Here is a 20562-nt window from a genome sequence, read left to right on the forward strand (position 1 = left end):
CTCCAAGGCACCTCCGACTGTAATAGACGACGCCTCACATGCCCAAAGGATTGATTCGCGCCATTGGCGCCGTGCTGACTGCCCTCGCACTTTATAGCTTGCTCGGCTTTTTGATCGTACCCGGCATCGGTTTGCGCATCATCAACCAGCAATTGGCCAACTACGCCACCACCCCCGCCCGGCTTGATCGCCTTGAGTTCAACCCGTTCAGCCTTGAGCTGACGCTGTGGGGGCTGAAGATAGGCGAACCGGGCAAGGAGCAGGTCGGATTCGAACGCCTGTACACCAATTTGCAGGCTGACAGCCTGTGGACCAAAGCCTTGCACCTTGCCGACGTACAGCTCGACAAGCCCATGACAGAATTGGTGTTCAGCAAGGATGGCACGCTCAACCTGACGCAGCTGTTCAAACTCCCCGCCAGCGAACCAACACCTGCCACCCCTGACAGCAAACCTTTCCCGCTGCGCATCGATCGCATCAAGCTGGCGGACGGCTATCTGCACTTTGCTGACGTACGGCCTAGCGAGCCAATTGAGTTTTTGTATGACTCGATGAATGTGGAGCTGAAAAACCTCAGCACGCTTCCTGACGACAACGCTGACATGACCCTGGTCGCAGCAGGCCCTGAAGGCGGCCGGATCGACTGGACCGGCACGTTGAGCATTGTGCCAATAGCGTCCGAGGGCACGCTTAAAGTGACTGATGGCAAAATGAAAGTATGGTGGCCTTATGTTCGGGATGCCTTGCCGCTGGTCCTGGAAGACGGCGTCCTCAATTTCAGTACCGACTACAAATTGAACCTGGCTAAAGAAACCGAGATGATCCTGAGCAATGCCTCGGCCAGCATTGCGCCTTTCAAGCTCAATGCGCCCGATGGCCGACCACTGGCGCGTCTTGAGCGCCTTGATGTCAGCGACACCACGGTCGATCTCGCCAAGCAACACGTCGTGGTCGGCAAGATCAACAGCAAGAACCTTGAAACCTGGGCTACCCGCGAAGCAGACGGACAGTTGGATTGGCAAAAACTGTTTGCCAGCCAGCCCGCTGGCCGGGCAAAGCCAACAGCCAATGACCCGGTGACAGTTGAAGCCCCCAAGCCCGGACCGGTCGCACCGAGCAAACCTTGGCAAGTGCTGCTCAAAGACGTGGAGCTGCGCGATTACCGCGTTCATCTGGCTGACAAAGTGCCTAAAACACCCGTTGCGCTTGAAGTAGGCCCGTTGAATCTGAACGTGAAGAACTTCGACAGCCTGAACCAGTCACCCTTCAACCTCAAGCTGGATACCGGCATCGGTAAACAAGGCAAGCTCACCGCCAGCGGCGACGTGAACCTGAACCCGGTCAGCGCCACATTAAATGTCACCACCCAAGACATCGACTTGCGGGTGGCGCAGGCTTACATCGACCCATTTATCCGTCTGGAGCTGCGCAGTGGCATGCTGGACAGCGATCTCGTCGTTGACCTTAAACGTATCGACCCGCTGGCCTTCACGGTCCAGGGCAACGTACAGATAGCTCAGTTACACACCCTCGACACCATGAAAGATCGCGACTTCCTGAAGTGGCAGCGTTTGGGGCTGGAGAAGCTGAATTATCAACACGGTGACAGCCTGTCCATCGCCAAGGTCAACGTTGCACAGCCGTATGTACGCTTCATGATCAACGATGATCGCACCACCAACATTGATGACCTGTTGATTGCGCAACCCGCTGGCAGCGCCAGTAAACGCGACGCCAAACCAGCGGCCGGCAAAGACAAGCCTTTGGGCATTCACGTGGGTGGCATCGCAATCAATGACGGTTCGGCTAACTTTGCCGATTTCAGCCTGACCCCCAACTTTGCGACAGCGATTCAACAGCTAAACGGCCAGATTGGCACCATTGATAGCCGACAGGCCAAACCGGCCAGCGTCAATGTAGCCGGTAAAGTGGACCGCTACGCGCCCGTCACCATCAAGGGCAGCGTCAATCCTTTCGACCCGATGGCGAGCCTGGACATCGCCACCAGCTTCAAACGCGTAGAACTGACCACACTGACGCCCTACTCCGGCAAATTCGCAGGGTATCGGATCCGCAAGGGTCGCCTGAACCTGGATTTGCACTATTTGATCACCAAAGGTCAGCTCAAGGCCGAGAACAAACTGGTTGTTGAACAATTGCAGCTGGGGGAAAAGGTCGACAGCCCTGATGCCGTGGATCTGCCCATCAAACTGGCCATCGCATTGCTCAAGGACACCGACGGCAAGATTTCCATCGAGCTTCCGGTTACAGGTGACCTCAATAACCCGCAGTTCAGTGTGATGCCGATTGTGTGGCAAACCTTGCGCAATCTTGTGCTGCGGGCAGCACAAGCGCCCTTCAAGTTCATTGGCGGACTGATCAGCGGTGGGGGTGCCGAGGACCTCGGCACCGTGTCCTTCGCGCCTGGCTCCAGTGAGCTGAGCCCTGAGGCCCAGAAAGCCCTGACAACCCTGGCTGCAGCGCTCAAGGAACGCCCTGCGCTGCGCCTGGAGATTGAAGGCACTGCCGCGCAAAGCAGTGATGGCCCGTTCATTGCCAAGGAACGCCTGGAGCGTGAATTCCAGTACAACTACTACAAAATCCTGCAGCGCCGCGGCGAGAAAGTGCCTGCGCAAGCGTCACTGCTTAAAGTCCCTGATGACGAGAAAGGCCCGTTACTCGAAGGCATCTATCGCACCCGACTCAAGCAGCAGCCGCCGGCCGAGTGGGCGAAATTGAGCCGTGATGAGCGCGCGCAAAAAATGAGCGACGCGTTGATCGACTTCTGGAGCAAAAGTGAGGTGCTGTTACGTCAGTTGGGGCAGGAGCGCGCCAGCCGAATCAAGGATTTCCTGGTGGACAAAGGCCAACTGGCCGATGAACGCGTCTACTTTGTGGACGCCACGTTGGGTGAGGCACAAAGCGACGGTCGCGTGATCTCTCCTTTGCATCTGGACAGTGAATGATCGCTGTTCACACATGAAGGTCAGCGCGAGGCAGGGCTGTATGTGGCTTGCCCGTTGCACTTGATGGGTCAGCAAACCAGATCGATGCTTTTATCTCCCCCAAATAGAACAGCCCCCGACGCAAGCGTCGAGGGCTGTAATGACCACATCCATGTGGCCGTCGCATGAACCCATTTTGAAAGCTGCAGATGATCGGTTAGATCATCTGCTCCGGCTTTCCCCCGGTTCTACGAGAAAAGTAAACTTACTGAGCTTTCAGGCCATCAGCCGAAACAGCTTTTACGCCTTTGATTTTCTTGGCGATGTTAACTGCCATTTCTTTTTGCGCGTCAGTGACTGCAACGGTGGAGGACAAAGAAACAACACCTTTGTTGGTCTCAACTTTGATGTCAGTGCCTGGAATACCTTTTTCGGTCAGCAGGTCTGATTTAACTTTGGTGGTGATCCAGGTATCAGAAGTGGCTTCTTTGGCTTGAGTCATTTCGCCAGCAGCGACGACCATAGGCGCCTGAGCAGTGGATTGAGCAGCAAATGCTGCGTTAGCCATGGTCAGGGTCAGAGCGGTGGCAGTTGCAGCAGCGATAGCGAACTTCTTCATACGAGTAACTCCTGTCTTCTTTAAGATCTGCGCCGGCGTGCGGCTGCAGGGTTATCAGTACTATTGCAGGCGCTGTGCCAACTTTTTGAAAAAATAAAACATTTATTTATCAAGCACTTATAGGCACATCTATTTTTCAGCTTCGTGCAGAATGCATGAACGCTCGCAGTGACTGCATGCAAGATGCGGTTTTTTGATCATGGCCTTTAGCCCACCTGCTAAAAGATCCCCTGTCGTTATCACCGCCCATAAAAAAAGGATCCCGAAGGATCCTTTTTCATCACACGCTCAGGTCGCGATTAAGCTTCCGAGGCCTTGGCGGCAGCAACGTCCTTGATGGACAGCTTGATACGGCCGCGGTTGTCCACGTCCAGTACCAGCACTTCCACTTCCTGACCTTCTTTCAAGATGTCAGTCACTTTCTCTACGCGAGCATCGCTCAGCATGGAGATGTGAACCAGGCCGTCTTTGCCCGGCAGGATGTTCACGAATGCGCCGAAGTCGACGATGCGCTCAACCTTGCCGATGTAGATCTTGCCGATCTCAGCTTCAGCGGTGATGCCCAGAACGCGCTGACGCGCCGCTTCTGCCGCTTCCTTGGTCTCGCCGAAGATCTTGATCGAACCGTCGTCTTCGATGTCGATCGACGCTTTGGTTTCTTCACAGATTGCACGGATGGTTGCGCCACCTTTACCGATAACATCACGGATTTTGTCGGTGTCGATTTTCATCGCAATCATGGTCGGCGCATTGGCAGACAGTTCGTTACGCGATTGACCAATGATCTGGTTCATCTGACCCAAGATGTTCAGGCGAGCGTCCAGGGCCTGGCCCAGGGCGATCTCCATGATCTCTTCGGTGATGCCTTTGATCTTGATGTCCATCTGCAGCGCGGTCACACCTTTGGAGGTACCGGCTACTTTGAAGTCCATGTCGCCCAGGTGGTCTTCGTCACCCAGGATGTCGGTCAGTACAGCGAACTTCTCGCCTTCTTTAACCAGACCCATGGCGATACCGGCAACCGGTGCCTTCATCGGTACACCGGCGTCCATCAGTGCCAGGGAAGCACCGCACACCGATGCCATGGAGCTGGAACCGTTGGATTCGGTGATTTCCGATACGACACGAATGGTGTACGGGAACACGTCAGCAGCAGGCAGCATGGCCTGAACGGAACGACGCGCCAAACGGCCGTGACCGATTTCGCGACGGCCAGCACCACCCATGCGACCACACTCGCCTACCGAGAACGGAGGGAAGTTGTAGTGCAGCATGAACGGGTCTTTCTTTTCACCTTCCAGCGTGTCCAGCAGCTGAGCGTCACGGGCAGTACCCAATGTCGCGACAACCAGCGCCTGGGTCTCGCCACGGGTGAACAGTGCAGAACCGTGAGTTTTCGGCAGGACGCCCACTTCGATGTTCAGAGGACGAACTGTCTTGGTGTCACGACCATCGATACGCGGTTTGCCGTTTACGATGTTTTCGCGAACGGTGCGGTATTCGATTTCACCGAAAGCAGCTTTGACTTCAGACGCCGAAGGCTGGCCTTCTTCGCCCGACAGCTTGGCAACCACCTGGTCACGCAACTCGCCCAGACGTGCATAGCGCTCGTGCTTGACGGTGATGGTGTAAGCCTGGGAGATCGCTTCGCCGAACTCGGCACGGATTGCGCCCAGCAGTTCAGTGGCTTCTGGAGCAGCAGCCCAGTCCCACGTCGGTTTGGCAGCTTCGGCAGCCAGCTCTTTAACAGCCTGGATAACAACCTGGAATTCGTCGTGGGCGAACAGTACGGCACCCAGCATCTGGTCTTCGGTCAGCTCTTTGGCTTCCGACTCAACCATCAATACGGCTTCCGACGTACCGGCAACCACCATGTCCAGGCTGGACGCAGCGAGTTGTTCGTAAGTCGGGTTCAGCAGGTAACCGGTGCTTTCGTGGAATGCAACACGGGCAGCACCGATCGGACCATCAAAAGGAATGCCGGAGATTGCCAAGGCAGCCGAAGTACCGATCATTGCAGCCACATCAGGATCGGTTTTCTTGCTGGTGGACAGAACGGTGCAGACAACCTGCACTTCGTTCATGAAGCCTTCCGGGAACAGCGGACGGATCGGACGGTCGATCAGGCGCGAGGTCAGGGTTTCTTTCTCGGAAGGGCGACCTTCACGCTTGAAGAAACCACCTGGGATTTTACCGGCGGCGTAGGTTTTTTCTTGGTAGTGAACCGACAGAGGGAAGAAGCCCTTGCCTGGATCAGCTTGTTTGGCGCCGACGACAGTCACCAACACGCTGACGTCGTCGTCAACGGTGACCAATACTGCGCCGGAGGCCTGACGGGCGATACGGCCAGTCTCTAAGGTAACGGTCGACTGACCGAACTGAAATTTTTTGATAACCGGGTTCACGGTGTCCTACCTTCTCTTTGTGGCTCTTGGGGAACGGGTTTCTTGCGAAATACGGGTGCAATGCCGGGTGTCAGCCCGATCAGGATGCTTACGAAAACGGCCGACGGGGGGCGCTTTCGTAAACATCCGGTGAGTCCAGATAAAACTTGAGGCTGGAAGCCCGCCGCCCGCCCGCGAGAAACGCGCAGGTGGACGACAGACAACCAGCCTCCAGCAACATCGCTATTAGCGACGCAGACCCAGGCGAGCGATCAGCGTAGCGTAACGGCTGATGTCTTTGCCTTTCAGGTAGTCCAGCAGCTTGCGACGCTGGTTTACCATGCGGATCAGACCACGACGGGAGTGGTGATCTTTACCGTTGGCCTTGAAGTGACCCTGCAGCGTGTTGATGTTGAAGGTCAGCAGTGCAACTTGCACTTCTGGAGAACCTGTATCACCTGGAGCACGCTGGTAGTCAGCTACGATTTCTGCTTTGTGTTCAACTGTAAGTGCCATGTGGCTTTCCTTTCTTCAGGGGTCTGTCTGCACGCAAACAGATCCAATAGGCCGAGGACAAATCCTCGTATTTAAATGTGAGATGTGACCGTGCCTAATAACAGCCACCCTCGTTCCAGTCCTCACAGGCAATAGCCGGCTTGGCCTGGCTCCGGTCATTCCGACCGAATCAGTCGACGCGGCGCAATGCGCCCGTCTTCGCTCACTTCACCGATACCGATGAAGCGACCATTGTGATCTTGTACCCGCACCATGCCAAACTTTGGCGCATCGGGAGCGCGAACCGGTTGGCCATTGAGCCAATAGAACGCGCTGTGCTCCGAGAAGTGCAGCAAAGGCCAGTCAAGCAAGCCGCTGTCCGATGGCATCAGGAAGCGGTCTACGGCTTCATTGCCACCCTCAGCATGCACGGCTTCCAGTTCTTCCAGCGTTACCGTCTGGGCCAAACTGAAAGGGCCTGCCTGGGTGCGGCGCAGTTGCGCAACATAGGCTCCGCAACCCAGCTCTTCACCGATATCTTCCACGAGGGTACGAATATAGGTGCCTTTGGTGCAATCCACAGCCAAGCGGGCAGTGTCACCTTCGCTGGCCAGTAATTGGAGGCGGGTAATAGTAACAGAACGCGGTTCGCGCTCCACCACCTCACCTGCACGGGCGAGCTTGTAAAGCGGTTGCCCATCACGCTTGAGCGCCGAGTACATTGGCGGTATCTGACTGATTTGCCCGCGAAACTTCGGCAAGACTGCCTCAATATCGGCGCGACCAACGGTCACCGGACGGGTCTTTAAAACCTCGCCTTCTGCATCGGCCGTGGTGGTGGTTTTGCCCAACTGCATCAAGGTTTCATAACCCTTGTCAGAATCGAGCAGGTATTGCGAAAACTTGGTGGCTTCGCCAAAGCACAGCGGCAGTACGCCGCTGGCCAATGGGTCCAGGCTACCAGTGTGCCCTGCCTTCTCGGCATTGAGCAGCCAGCGGACTTTCTGCAAAGCCGCGTTGGACGTGAAGCCCAATGGCTTGTCCAGCAGGATGATGCCGCTGACGTTACGACGGATACGCTTGACCTGAGCCACCGGTTACTCCTTGGTGTCTTCGGGAGCAGTCGCATCGGGATGCTGATTGTCTTCAGCCACTGCACGCTCGATCAACGCAGACAGGTGCGCGCCACGCACGACGCTTTCGTCGTAGTGGAAGTGCAGCTGAGGAACACTGCGCAGCTTCATTTCACGCGCCAGTTGCATACGCAGGAAACCAGCCGCCGAGTTCAGTACCTTGATGGTCTGAGCGATATCTTCAGCGTTGTCCTGCCCCATTACGGTGATGAAGATCTTGGCGTGACCAACGTCACGGCTGACTTCAACAGCAGTAATGGTGACCAGACCCACACGCGGATCTTTGACTTCACGACGGATCAGCTGTGCCAGCTCTCGCTGCATCTGATCGCCGATACGTTGGGTACGGCTGTATTCTTTTGCCATGTCTTGTTACCTGTTACTCACCCATGGGAAACCCATGCGTTCTGAAAGCGGCAAACGCCCGGCCAGACAGAAGCCGGACCGGGCGTTGCGTTTAGAGTCCGGGACGGGCCACGTGCATGGGTATGCCGCGGGACGTCCTGGCTCTTGAGGCTCGCGATTTAGAGGCTGCGAGCAACCTGGACCTTCTCGAACACTTCGATCTTGTCACCGACTTTAACGTCGTTGTAGCTCTTGACGCCGATACCGCATTCCATGCCGGCACGCACTTCGGCAGCGTCATCCTTGAAGCGGCGCAGAGATTCCAGCTCGCCTTCAAAGATAACGATGTCGTCACGCAGTACGCGGATTGGACGGTTACGGTGAACAACACCTTCGAGCACCATGCAACCTGCGATGGCACCAAACTTCGGCGAACGGAATACGTCGCGAACTTCAGCAATACCCAGGATGTTCTCGCGGACATCGCTGCCAAGCATGCCGGTAAGGGCTTTCTTGACGTCTTCGATGATGTCGTAGATGACGTTGTAGTAACGCATGTCCAGGCCTTCCTGCTCGACAATCTTGCGAGCGCCAGCATCAGCACGCACGTTGAAGCCGAACAATACAGCGTTGGAGGCCAGTGCCAGGTTTGCGTCGCTTTCGGTGATACCACCGACACCGCCGCCCACTACACGCACTTGCACTTCGTCGTTACCCAGGCCGCTCAGGGCGCCCTGCAGAGCTTCCAGCGAACCACGGACGTCAGATTTGAGGACGATGTTAAGCGTCTTCTTCTCTTCCTGGCCCATGTTCTCGAAGATGTTTTCCAGCTTGCCTGCATGAGCACGCGCCAGTTTCACTTCGCGGAACTTGCCTTGACGGAACAGGGCAACTTCACGTGCCTTCTTCTCGTCAGTCATTACGCTCATCTCGTCGCCAGCGTCTGGCGTACCGTCCAGGCCGAGAATCTCGACAGGGATGGATGGACCGGCTTCCTTGATGGCCTTACCGTTCTCATCGAGCATGGCGCGGATACGGCCATAGTTGGAACCGACCAGAACCATGTCGCCTTGACGCAGGGTACCGTCCTGAACCAGCACGGTCGCAACAGGGCCACGGCCTTTGTCCAGACGGGACTCGACAACTACGCCACGGCCTGGAGCCGATGGAGTGGCTTTGAGTTCCAGAACTTCAGCTTGCAGCAAGACAGCTTCGAGCAACTCGTCAACGCCAGTACCCATTTTCGCCGAGACCGAAACAAACGGAGTGTCACCACCCCACTCTTCCGAGGTCACGCCGTGGACGGACAACTCGCTGCGGATGCGATCGAGGTCAGCACCTGGCTTGTCGATTTTGTTCACTGCAACCACCAGCGGCACGCCAGCTGCTTTCGCATGCTGTACAGCTTCGATGGTTTGCGGCATGACGCCGTCGTCAGCAGCCACAACCAGAATCACGATGTCAGTTGCCTTGGCACCACGTGCACGCATTGCGGTAAACGCAGCGTGACCCGGGGTATCGAGGAACGTGACCATGCCGCGTTCGGTTTCAACGTGGTATGCACCGATGTGCTGGGTGATACCGCCTGCTTCGCCAGCCGCAACCTTGGCACGACGAATGTAGTCGAGCAAGGACGTTTTACCGTGGTCAACGTGACCCATTACGGTCACAACCGGAGCGCGGGAGAACGACTCGCCTTCGAACTTCAAGGACTCGGCCAGGGAATCTTCCAGGGCGTTGTCGCTGACCAGCGTCACTTTATGGCCCAGTTCTTCAGCAACCAACTGGGCAGTTTCCTGATCCAGAACCTGGTTGATGGTGGCCGGAGTACCCAGCTTGAACATGAACTTGATGACTTCAGCAGCCTTGACCGACATCTGCGCAGCCAAATCGCCGACAGTGATGGTCTCGCCAATCTGTACGTCACGAACAACCGGGCCGGTCGGGCTCTGGAAACCGTGAGCGTTACGTTTTTTCAGCTTGCCTTTGCCACGACCGCCACGGCGGAAGCTATCGCTTTCTTCGTCAGAAGTGCGCGGAGCAACACGTGGTGCAGGGGCTTTTTCTTTAACCGATGCACGATGAGGAGCATTTTTACGCTCGCCATCACCACTGCCGCGACGATTGTTGTCGTCTGCGCGTGGTTTGTCCGGACGACGCTGTTCATCACGCTTACGTGCATCGGCGGCTGGCGCAGGTGCTGGCGCTGCTGCAGGAGCAGCTTGCGCCGGAGCAGGCGCGGCAGGTGCCGCGGCGGCCGGAGTCGAGGCAGGCTGACGGCGCGCTTCTTCTTCGGCGCGACGCTTGGATTCTTCTTCAGCCTTTTGACGTGCAGCATTTTCTACTGCGCGGCGTTCATCCAGCTCACGCTTGCGCTCAGCTTCGATTTCTTCCGGGCTGCGCTGTACGAAGACTTTCTTCTTGCGTACTTCAACGCTGATGCTTTTGCTGCCAGCTACACGCAGGGTGCTGGTGGTTTTACGCTGCAAAGTGATTTTGCGCGGTTCTTCCACTTTCGCCTTGTGGCTGCTTTTCAAGTGAGTCAGCAGAGCTTGCTTCTCACTGTCGGTTACATTCTGCTCGGCGGCGGTGTGCGGCAGACCTGCCTCACGCATCTGCTGCAACAGGCGCTCAACCGGTGTTTTGACCTCATCGGCCAGTTGTTTCACCGTGACTTGCGTCATGCATTTCTCTCCTCAGGCCGCGCCTAATTACTCGAACCAATGGGCTCGGGCGGCCATGATCAACTTGCCGGCACGATCATCGTCAATGCCGTCGATGTCGAGCAGGTCGTCAATAGACTGCTCGGCCAGGTCTTCGCGGGTAATTACGCCGCGCACCGCCAGTTCCATCGCCAAATCCTTGTCCATACCCTCAAGCGAGAGCAGGTCTTCGGCCGGATGGGCGTCTGCCAGCTTTTCCTCAGTAGCGATGGCTTTGGTCAACAAACGATCCTTGGCCCGAGCGCGAAGCTCGTTGACGATATCCTCGTCAAAACCGTCGATGTTGAGCATCTCCTCCACCGGTACGTAGGCAATCTCTTCCAGGCTGGTGAAGCCCTCATCAACCAGCACCTGCGCCAACTCTTCATCAACTTCGAGTTCTTCGATGAAGTTGCGCAGAATGTCACCGGTCTCTGCTTGCTGCTTAGCCTGGATGTCCGATTCGGTCATCACGTTCAGGGTCCAGCCAGTCAACTGGCTAGCCAAACGTACGTTCTGACCGCCGCGACCAATCGCCTGGGCCAGATTGTCTGCGCCAACGGCGATGTCCATTGCATGGGCATCTTCGTCGACAATAATTGCCGCCACTTCAGCAGGCGACATTGCGTTGATCACGAACTGCGCCGGATTCTCATCCCACAGAACGATATCCACTCGCTCCCCGCCCAATTCGCCGGACACTGCCTGGACGCGCGAGCCGCGCATACCAATGCAAGCACCTTGCGGATCAATGCGTTTGTCTTTGGAACGAACGGCTATTTTAGCGCGAGATCCAGGATCGCGGGAGGCCGCCATCACTTCGATCAGGCCTTCGGAGATCTCAGGTACTTCGATCCGGAACAGTTCGATCAGCATTTCAGGCGCGGTACGCGACAGGATCAGCTGAGGACCACGGTTCTCGGTGCGAATCTCTTTCAACAACGCACGAAGTCTTACGCCAACACGGAAAGTTTCACGCGGAATGATGTCTTCACGGGCCAGCAACGCTTCAGCGTTATTGCCCAGGTCGACGATCACATTGTCACGCGTTACTTTCTTGACAGTGCCGGAAATAATTTCGCCAAGACGCTCGCGATAGGCATCAACGACTTGAGCACGCTCAGCTTCGCGGACCTTTTGCACAATAACCTGCTTGGCAGTTTGTGCAGCAATACGGCCGAATTCGATGGAATCGATTTTTTCTTCGATAATGTCACCGGCCACCGCGCCTGGCTGTTTCGCCTGCGCCTGGTCAACCGCCAACTCGATTGCTGGATCATCCAGATCTTCGTCTTCGACCACGGTCCAGCGACGGAACGTCTCATAGTTACCGGTGTGGCGATTGATCTCCACACGCAGTTCGACTTCGTCTTCAAAACGCTTTTTGGTAGCAGTGGCCAGAGCCAGCTCCAGCGCTTCAAAAATAACGTTTGCCGGTACGCCCTTTTCATTGGACACCGACTCAACAACCAGCAGTACTTCTTTGCTCATCGTACGCCTCGCCTTTCGCAAGCCATTGGATCCGCGGGATCCGCGTCTCAGTCAAAACTGGGAATAATGTTGGCCTTGTCGATCATATCGATCGGCAGCAGGAATTCATGGTCTTCAACTTGCACCACGATATCCTGTTCCTCTACGCCGCGCAGAAGGCCCTGAAAGTTGCGACGCCCTTCGAATGGCGACCGCAGCTTGATCTTCACTTGCTCACCGGCATACTTGGCAAACTGTTCAAGCGTGAACAGCGGGCGTTCCATGCCAGGAGAGGAAACTTCAAGGGTGTATTCAACGGCGATAGGATCTTCAACATCCAGTACGCCACTGATCTGACGGCTCACGATGGCGCAATCGTCCACCAATACACCGCCTTCCTTGTCGATATACACACGCAACATTGAATGGCGGCCTTGAGCCGAAAATTCAATACCCCAGCATTCATAGCCAAGGGCCACGACCACCGGGGCCAACAAGGCCTGCAACTGTTCTAGCTTGCTCGACACCTGAACCCCCTAGTGCATGTTTGTGCATGCTATGCAGAATAAAAAAATGGGCGAAGCGCCCATCCCTGAAACGCCGTTGAATACCGACGTTATAAAGTGTCCAGTTAACAAAAAGCCCCTGAATTAGGGGCTCCGCTAAAACTGGTTGCGGGAGCCGGATTTGAACCGACGACCTTCGGGTTATGAGCCCGACGAGCTACCAGACTGCTCCATCCCGCGACAAAGCTGGAGCGGAAGTATACGGTTGATCCCTTTCAGGGTCAATCCAACCTTCCACATACAAGAAAGCCCGCTATTGCGGGCATTCCTGATAATTGGTACCGAGAAGGGGACTCGAACCCCTACACCCTATGGGCACAACCACCTCAAGGTTGCGTGTCTACCAATTCCACCACCTCGGCAATACTACGTTACATCATGAAACCCGTTTTACTTTTGCTCTTGAGCTGGAGGTACGTCAGTCGCTGGAGAAGCCGACTTTTGCTCTTGAAGCACCGGCACATCATCTGAAGCCGGTTGTTGCTTTGGTGCTTCCAATACCGCTGGATCTGGCAAACCTACTTGAGTCAGCTCTTGAGCTTTCTCTTTAGCAAAGTAACCTAACCCTAAGCTGGTTATGAAAAAACCTGCGGCAAGTATAGCAGTAAACTTACTAAGAAAGGTAGAGGAACCTTGGCTTCCGAACACAGTATTTGAAGCACCTGCTCCGAAAGATGCTCCAGCATCCGCACCCTTACCCTGTTGCAGCAATACCAGAGCAATGACGCCCAATGCACCCAACAGATGAAAAACGACTACGACTGTTTCCAGCATTTTCTCAGTTTCCCGCGGCGCGACAGATCGCACCGAACTCATCTGCATTCAGGGAAGCCCCACCAATGAGCCCCCCATCGATATCCGGCATGCTGAACAGTTCGACCGCATTGGCCGCCTTCACGCTGCCGCCGTATAGAAGCCGCACACCTTGTGCCACTTCAGAATTCTTCTGCGCCAGCTGTGCGCGAATGGCCGCATGCACATCTTGCGCTTGCTGCGGTGTTGCGGTCCGCCCGGTGCCAATGGCCCAGACCGGCTCGTACGCAATCACTGCCTTTGCAAAAACATCAATACCGAACTCATCAATCACAGCGTTCAGCTGACGCCCTACAACCTCAAGCGTTTGCCCTGCTTCACGCTGCTCCAGGGTCTCCCCTATACACAGCACTGGCGTCAAACCTGAAGACTGAGCAGCTGCAAACTTGCGATTCAGCGTCTCGTCCGACTCACCCAAAATCAGGCGGCGCTCAGAGTGCCCTATCAGCACCAGCTTACAACCCGCATCCACCAACTGGCTTGAAGATATCTCACCAGTTAGCGCACCTTGCTTTGCATCTACCGCTGCATCCTGAGCACCAACCGAGATTGGCGTATCTTTCAAGCCATTGATTACACGTTCAATAAACAAGTCAGATGGGAAAACTGCAGTTTCAACAACACTCGGCAAGTCCAGCTTACGCAGACCATCGATCAGCTCTGCGACGCTGGCGCGGGTACCGTGCATTTTCCAGTTACCAGCTACCATCTTGCGGCGCATGCTTTACCTCGTCGGTCAAAGTGGGCGCAGATGTTACCCAACCACATCCGCGCTGGCAAGCCGAATTCAAGCACAAACTTCACTTACAAGTTTTGCCAGCTCTTCTGCATAGCCACGGACCATGATTTCGTCGTCGCCTTCGACCATGACCCGCACCAATGGCTCTGTACCCGACTTACGCAAAAGCACACGGCCGCGGCCTTTCATCGCCTCCGTAACTTGCGCACAGGCCTCCTTGACGGCCGGATGCTCGACAGGATTTACCCCGCCCGAGAACCGAACATTAAGCAAAACCTGAGGGCATTTACGAACGGCCTGACGCGACTGGGCAAGGCTTTCCTCACGACGACGCAAAGACAGCAACACCTGAAGCGCAGCAATGATCGCATCACCGGTCGTTGTGTGCTGAAAGCAGACAATATGACCCGAGTTTTCGCCACCCACTTGCCAGTCGCGCTCTTGAAGACCCGCAATAACGTAACGGTCACCCACATTGGCACGCACAAAAGGAATACCCAGATCAGCCAAGGCCAACTCAAGCCCGAGATTGCTCATCAGCGTGCCGACCACACCACCTTGCAACTTGCCACGCTCATGCAGATCTCGCGCAATGATGAATAGCAACTCATCACCATCCACGATCGCCCCCGTGTGATCGACCATCAGCACCCGGTCGCCATCACCATCAAAGGCAATGCCCAGGTCCGCATGCTCAGCGAGTACGGCTGCTTGCAGTTGCCCCATATGGGTCGAGCCGCAATTGTCATTGATGTTGAGACCATTCGGCTGAGCTGATAGCACCGTCACCTCGGCACCCAGCTCTTTGAACACACTGGGCGCAACTTTATAAGTCGCACCATGAGCACAATCGACAACGATCTTCAGACCATTGAAATTGGTGCTTGTCGGGACACTGCTCTTACAGAATTCGATGTATCGCCCTGACGCGTCGTTGATGCGCGAGACTTTGCCCAACTTACCGGAATCAACCACAGTCATCGGCGCATCAAGCAACTCTTCGATCATCAACTCGACTTCATCAGGGAGCTTGGTACCCTCACCCGAGAAAAACTTGATGCCGTTATCATCATGAGGATTGTGTGAAGCGCTGATTACAATCCCGGCCTCCGCATGAAAGGTGCGTGTCAGGTATGCGATTGCCGGTGTAGGCATCGGCCCCAGCAACATGACATCCGCCCCTGCAGCCGACAACCCGGCCTCTAGTGCAGACTCAAACATGTAACCGGAAATCCGCGTGTCTTTACCGACCAGAATCCGGCAAGCCCCCATACTGCGAAACGCCATACCCGCCGCCCAGCCCAGCTTGAGCATGAAATCAGGGGTAATGGGGTAAACGCCGACCCGACCGCGAATGCCGTCGGTACCAAAATATTTCTTCGTCATACTTGCTCCATCATTCTTGGTCGGCGGACTCTACCGCTGCGATCATCCGTACCACATCAACCGTTTCGGCTACATCATGGACACGCAAGATACGCGCACCTTTGGTCACTGCCAATGCCGCCAACGCCAGACTGCCGGACAAGCGATCTGTAACAGGCCTATTCAAGGCCTGCCCGATCATGCTTTTGCGCGATACGCCCACTAGCAAGGGCCGCCCCAACGCATGCAATGCCTCCATGTGCTTGAACAGGCTCAAATTGTGCTGAAGGGTTTTGGCAAAGCCAAACCCCGGATCAAGAATGATCCGCTCAACCTCAATGCCGGCTGAAGCGCAAACTTTCATTCGATCCGCAAGAAATGCGGATACCTCGCCCACCAGATCACCGTAATGCGGGTCATTCTGCATGTCGCCGGGCTCACCCAACATATGCATCAGACACACAGGCAATCCTGTTGCAGCGGCCGCCTCCAGCGCACCCTCTCGGCGTAATGAACGCACATCATTGATCAAGCCGGCACCAAGACTCGCCGACTCGGTCATTACGACAGGCGTGGAGGTGTCCACAGAAATAATGACATCGAGCTCACGACTGATGAGTTCAACAACAGGCGCAACACGCTCCAACTCTTCCTGTGCTGTGACGGCACGCGCACCCGGACGGGTTGACTCGCCACCCACATCGATGAGCGTTGCTCCCGCCTGAACCATCGCCTGCGCATGACGCAAAGCCGCATCCAGGCGCGCAAACCGGCCACCATCAGAGAAAGAGTCAGGGGTTACGTTGAGAATGCCCATCACGTGCGTGCGGGCCAAATCAAGAACCCGGTTGCCGCAAGGCAACCGGGTCGAGGACTCTACAGAAGTCATTTCAAGCCTTAGTGATCTGCTGCCGGACCACCGATCGGTGTTTCCGGACGCTCGGTTTTATCCAGCGTCGGCGCTGTCGGTGTGCCCGAACCATCACCCCAATCACGCGGCTCACGCGGAGGTCGACCCGCCATAATGTCGTCAATCTGATCTGCATCGATCGTCTCGTACTTCATCAGGGCATCAGCCATGGCTTCCAGCTTGTCGCGGTTATCGGTCAGGATCTGCTTGGCCGTGCCGTAGCACTGATCAATGATGCTGCGCACTTCCGAGTCGATCAACTTGGCTGTTTCACCCGAAACATTGGCACCCTGACCACCGCCGCCACGCCCCAGATAGGACTCATCGTCTTCGGCATACATCAAAGGACCCAGTTTTTCGGAAAGGCCCCATTTGGTAACCATATTCCGGGCAATCTGGCTGGCACGCATGATGTCGTTGGATGCACCTGTGGTGACACCATCAAACCCCAGCGTCATTTCTTCTGCAATACGACCGCCATACAGCGAACAAATCTGACTAATCAGCGCACGCTTGGACAGGCTGTAACGATCCTCTTCAGGCAGGAACATCGTGACACCCAATGCCCGACCACGAGGGATGATCGAAACCTTGTAAACAGGGTCATGCTCAGGCACTACACGACCAACAATAGCGTGACCCGCTTCGTGGTAAGCCGTGTTGCGCTTTTCCTTGTCCGACATCACCATGGATTTGCGCTCGGCACCCATCATGATTTTGTCTTTGGCCAATTCGAACTCTTTCATCTCCACAACACGCTTACCGGTGCGAGCTGCGAACAGCGAAGCCTCGTTCACCAGGTTAGCCAGGTCAGCCCCTGAAAAGCCGGGCGTACCCCGCGCAATGACGGCTGGCTGAACATCATCCCCAATCGGCACTTTGCGCATGTGAACTTTGAGAATCTGCTCACGACCACGGATATCTGGCAGACCTACCACCACTTGACGGTCGAAACGCCCCGGACGCAACAGAGCCGGGTCAAGCACGTCAGGACGGTTGGTCGCTGCAATTACGATGATGCCATCGTTCATTTCAAAGCCATCCATCTCAACCAGCAACTGGTTGAGCGTCTGCTCGCGCTCGTCGTGACCGCCACCCATGCCAGCACCACGATGGCGACCTACCGCGTCAATCTCGTCGATAAAGATGATGCACGGTGCGTGCTTTTTAGCCTGCTCAAACATGTCGCGAACACGGCTTGCACCCACACCTACAAACATCTCGACAAAGTCAGAGCCTGAAATCGTAAAGAATGGAACCTTGGCTTCGCCAGCAATCGCCTTGGCAATCAGGGTTTTACCCGTACCAGGCGGGCCTACCATCAGCACACCACGCGGAATGCGACCGCCCAAGCGCTGGAATTTCCCCGGATCCCGCAGAAACTCAACCAGTTCGCCCACTTCTTCTTTGGCTTCGTCGCAGCCCGCAACATCTGCCAAGGTCGTTTTGACCTGGTCTTCAGACAGCAACCGCGCTTTGCTCTTGCCAAAGCTCATCGGGCCGCCTTTACCGCCAGCGCCGCCCTGCATCTGCCGCATGAAGAACATGAAAACCGCAATGATCACCAGAATCGGGAAGCTCGCAACCAGAAGCTGCGTCCAGATACTTTGCTGCTCTGGCAGCTTGCCTTCGACAGTGACGTGGTTATCCACCAGATCACCAATCAAACCGTTGTCCTGAATTGCCGGACGAATGGTCTTGAAGGTATCGCCATCACTGCGCTTGCCGGTAATCACGTAGCCGTCAACCGCTACGCGCTCGACCTTGCCATCCTTAACTTGCTGGATGAAGTCGGAATAGTTGAGGGTTTGTGGCTCGTTTGGACTGGAGAAGTTGTTCATCACGGTCACAAGGACAGCGGCGATGATCAACCACAGGATCAGATTCTTTGCCATATCGTTCAATTAGCTACCCTCTGAAGCAAGCTCCGCTACTGAAAGCGTGCTTCGCATGATATTCACCGGCATAACTTACTACATTGCCTACAAGGCTTGCAGGCTCCGTCTGTAACCCTTTGTGAAACTTTGACTACACAATATTCGTTATGCCAGATCTGTAAAGCGATACAAATAAAACTATCGCCCTGGTCAGAGACGCTCATCGCTGGCAGAACCTTCAATACCGCGGAAGCCACGACCCAGCAAATACTGCTCCCGGGACCTGTCACGCGATGACAATGGCTTGCGCATCTGCACTTTTTCGAACAGCTTGCGGATGTCTTTGTGGTACTGGTCGAAGCCTTCGCCCTGGAAGACCTTGATCAGAAAATCACCACCTGGTCGCAATACGCGCCCTGCCAGATCCAGTGCCAATTCACACAGGAACATCGCGCGCGGCATATCAACAGCGGCCAATCCACTCATATTGGGGGCCATATCTGAAATCACAAGGTCTACCTGCGTATTTCCGACGGCCTCCAGTATTTGGGCCAACACATCGTCCTGAGTGAAATCCCCCTGAATGAAGGTCACGTCAGGGATGCTGTCCATTTCCAGGATGTCGGAAGCAATCAAGCGCCCCTGACCACCGATCAGACGACTGGTCACTTGCGACCATCCACCTGGAGCTGCGCCCAGGTCAATCACCGTCATGCCGGGGCGAATCAACCGATCACGCTCCTGGATCTCCAACAGCTTGTAGCTGGCACGCGAACGGTATCCGTCTTTCTGCGCCATTTTGACGTAAGGATCGTTGAAATGTTCTTTCAGCCAATTCAGGCTAGTTTTGGAACGGGCCACGGGCCACCTCAAAAAATATAAACGGGTCGTGATTAACTGGGCGGTCTGGGACTCGCTCGGGTAAACTGGCCGCCGCTTTTTACAAGATCAGACACAGGGGTCAGATTATGCCGCTCACTCAAGAGCAGAAGAAACAGTACAAATCCATTGGCCACCATCTGAAACCAGTATTGACTGTGGCTGACAATGGTTTGACTGAAGGTGTTTTAGCCGAACTCGAACGCGCATTGGGCGATCACGAGCTGATTAAAATCAAAGTCAACATCCTGGACCGCGAATCTCGCTTGGCTGCCATTGCAGAACTCTGCAAAAGCGGCAAAGCAGAACTGGTTCAGGTGATTGGCAAAATGGCGCTTCTGTACCGCAAGAACGTCAATGTAAACAAGCAACTGTCGAACATCCACCGCTTCAAGTAATGTCGACAAGGGTCAAGGGCGTGCAAAGCGCGCCCTGATACTCTCACCCGGAATAGGCTGAAGCACCAGAATCAAACCCGAAAAGCCAGCCAACCAGTAAAAAAACGACTGCCAGTGCAATGCTTCAGTCAGCCATGAATGCCCTGCGAGATACAACGCACAACCGACCAGCGCCATCAGCAACAGCTGCCCACGCAGGTCGCGCCAAATACTCTCAACGCCCTCAGTCCTGGCCAATACCAGCGCCTGCACAAACACGCAGACGGCTGAAAACATGACCAGCAGCACTTCAAGCGTATTGCCGATCTCTTCTACCAACAACGGCGCCAGTCCGATTTGGGCCAGCACCGGCATCAATCCTAAATGCATCAACCACAGACCGCCAACCCACAACACCTGGGCTAGCTGCCAAACCAGTGCGCCCGCTCGAAGCGGGCGCCTGTGTTCAGATGTGGCGAACTTCAACAATCTCGTACTCAATCACACCGCTTGGCGTCTTCACAGCCACCACATCGCCCTCTTCCTTGGCGATCAAGGCGCGAGCAAGCGGCGACCCGACAGAGATCTTTCCGAGTTTGAAGTCAGCTTCATCTTCACCAACGATCTGGTAAGTCTTACTTTCGTCAGTTTCGACGTTAGCGATTTCAACCGTCGTGCCAAAGATGACCTTTCCGGTATGCGGAATGGTCGTCACATCGATAATGACTGCGTTCTGCATGCGGCCTTCGATGTCACGAATGCGCGCCTCCACCATGCCTTGCTGTTCACGAGCTGCATGATATTCAGCGTTTTCCTTCAGGTCGCCCAGCTCCCGTGCCGTGCCAATGTCCTGGCTCAACTTGGGCCGAACAACCTTCGTCAGGTGCGCATGCTCTTCTTCGAGGGCTTTGGCGCCCTGAACCGTCATTGGGTATTTGGTTAT

At 55.5% G+C, this 20562-nt stretch carries 18 protein-coding genes and 2 tRNA genes; 2 read left to right on the plus strand and 18 right to left on the minus strand.

Annotated elements, in window-relative coordinates:
* Window positions 1–38 precede the first annotated feature (38 nt).
* Complete coding sequence (locus V6F78_RS19480) at window positions 39–2966, plus strand: DUF748 domain-containing protein (protein ID WP_047295567.1); 2928 nt, start codon at window positions 39–41, stop codon at window positions 2964–2966.
* Window positions 2967–3210: 244 nt separating this feature from the next.
* Here the strand turns inward: V6F78_RS19480 and V6F78_RS19485 are convergent, their stop codons facing one another.
* The 16 genes from V6F78_RS19485 to rlmE all read right to left on the minus strand — a co-directional run bounded on the left by V6F78_RS19485 (window position 3211) and on the right by rlmE (window position 19224).
* Complete coding sequence (locus V6F78_RS19485; RefSeq protein WP_047295569.1) at window positions 3211–3564, minus strand: BON domain-containing protein; 354 nt, start codon at window positions 3562–3564, stop codon at window positions 3211–3213.
* Window positions 3565–3863: 299 nt separating this feature from the next.
* Window positions 3864–5969, minus strand: a complete 2106-nt coding sequence (pnp, locus tag V6F78_RS19490) for a polyribonucleotide nucleotidyltransferase (RefSeq protein WP_047277518.1) — start codon at window positions 5967–5969, stop codon at window positions 3864–3866.
* Between the two features lie 225 nt (window positions 5970–6194).
* Complete coding sequence (gene rpsO, locus V6F78_RS19495; protein WP_047277520.1) at window positions 6195–6464, minus strand: 30S ribosomal protein S15; 270 nt, start codon at window positions 6462–6464, stop codon at window positions 6195–6197.
* A 155-nt stretch (window positions 6465–6619) separates the two neighbouring features.
* Window positions 6620–7537, minus strand: coding sequence for a tRNA pseudouridine(55) synthase TruB (truB, locus tag V6F78_RS19500; protein WP_047277522.1), 918 nt, complete (start codon window positions 7535–7537; stop codon window positions 6620–6622).
* 3 nt (window positions 7538–7540) lie between these two features.
* Window positions 7541–7942, minus strand: coding sequence for a 30S ribosome-binding factor RbfA (rbfA, locus tag V6F78_RS19505; protein ID WP_047277524.1), 402 nt, complete (start codon window positions 7940–7942; stop codon window positions 7541–7543).
* Window positions 7943–8100: 158 nt separating this feature from the next.
* Entirely contained in the window at window positions 8101–10605 is a 2505-nt protein-coding gene (gene infB / locus V6F78_RS19510) for a translation initiation factor IF-2 (RefSeq protein ID WP_047277526.1), read from the minus strand.
* Between the two features lie 27 nt (window positions 10606–10632).
* A complete protein-coding gene (nusA, locus tag V6F78_RS19515; RefSeq protein WP_047277528.1) occupies window positions 10633–12114 on the minus strand; it encodes a transcription termination factor NusA in 1482 nt (493 codons plus the stop codon).
* A gap of 47 nt (window positions 12115–12161) precedes the next feature.
* Window positions 12162–12620 (minus strand): ribosome maturation factor RimP, encoded by a 459-nt coding sequence (gene rimP / locus V6F78_RS19520; protein WP_047277531.1) that lies wholly within the window; start codon window positions 12618–12620, stop codon window positions 12162–12164.
* A 142-nt stretch (window positions 12621–12762) separates the two neighbouring features.
* A tRNA-Met gene (locus tag V6F78_RS19525) sits at window positions 12763–12839 on the minus strand.
* Between the two features lie 96 nt (window positions 12840–12935).
* Window positions 12936–13021: transfer RNA gene (locus V6F78_RS19530), tRNA-Leu, on the minus strand.
* A gap of 28 nt (window positions 13022–13049) precedes the next feature.
* On the minus strand, window positions 13050–13433 hold the full coding sequence (gene secG / locus V6F78_RS19535) for a preprotein translocase subunit SecG (RefSeq protein WP_047277533.1): 384 nt from the start codon (window positions 13431–13433) through the stop codon (window positions 13050–13052).
* A gap of 4 nt (window positions 13434–13437) precedes the next feature.
* Entirely contained in the window at window positions 13438–14193 is a 756-nt protein-coding gene (gene tpiA / locus V6F78_RS19540; RefSeq protein WP_047283052.1) for a triose-phosphate isomerase, read from the minus strand.
* Between the two features lie 66 nt (window positions 14194–14259).
* On the minus strand, window positions 14260–15597 hold the full coding sequence (gene glmM / locus V6F78_RS19545; RefSeq protein ID WP_047277537.1) for a phosphoglucosamine mutase: 1338 nt from the start codon (window positions 15595–15597) through the stop codon (window positions 14260–14262).
* A 10-nt stretch (window positions 15598–15607) separates the two neighbouring features.
* Complete coding sequence (gene folP / locus V6F78_RS19550; RefSeq protein ID WP_332728023.1) at window positions 15608–16465, minus strand: dihydropteroate synthase; 858 nt, start codon at window positions 16463–16465, stop codon at window positions 15608–15610.
* An 8-nt stretch (window positions 16466–16473) separates the two neighbouring features.
* Window positions 16474–18381 (minus strand): ATP-dependent zinc metalloprotease FtsH, encoded by a 1908-nt coding sequence (ftsH, locus tag V6F78_RS19555; protein ID WP_047295573.1) that lies wholly within the window; start codon window positions 18379–18381, stop codon window positions 16474–16476.
* Window positions 18382–18573: 192 nt separating this feature from the next.
* Complete coding sequence (gene rlmE / locus V6F78_RS19560) at window positions 18574–19224, minus strand: 23S rRNA (uridine(2552)-2'-O)-methyltransferase RlmE (RefSeq protein ID WP_047277544.1); 651 nt, start codon at window positions 19222–19224, stop codon at window positions 18574–18576.
* 107 nt (window positions 19225–19331) lie between these two features.
* Between rlmE and yhbY the strand changes: the two genes are divergently transcribed.
* Complete coding sequence (gene yhbY / locus V6F78_RS19565; protein ID WP_047278435.1) at window positions 19332–19640, plus strand: ribosome assembly RNA-binding protein YhbY; 309 nt, start codon at window positions 19332–19334, stop codon at window positions 19638–19640.
* A gap of 12 nt (window positions 19641–19652) precedes the next feature.
* On the opposite strand, the gene V6F78_RS19570 is transcribed toward yhbY, so the two are convergent.
* The gene (locus V6F78_RS19570) at window positions 19653–20057 is read right to left on the minus strand and encodes an MFS transporter (RefSeq protein ID WP_095008241.1); all 405 of its coding nucleotides are present in this window, start codon (window positions 20055–20057) and stop codon (window positions 19653–19655) included.
* Between the two features lie 28 nt (window positions 20058–20085).
* On the minus strand, window positions 20086–20562 hold the full coding sequence (greA, locus tag V6F78_RS19575; RefSeq protein ID WP_047278569.1) for a transcription elongation factor GreA: 477 nt from the start codon (window positions 20560–20562) through the stop codon (window positions 20086–20088).

Source organism: Pseudomonas sp. ESBL9 (assembly GCF_036668715.1).
Lineage (GTDB): Bacteria > Pseudomonadota > Gammaproteobacteria > Pseudomonadales > Pseudomonadaceae > Aquipseudomonas > Aquipseudomonas lundensis.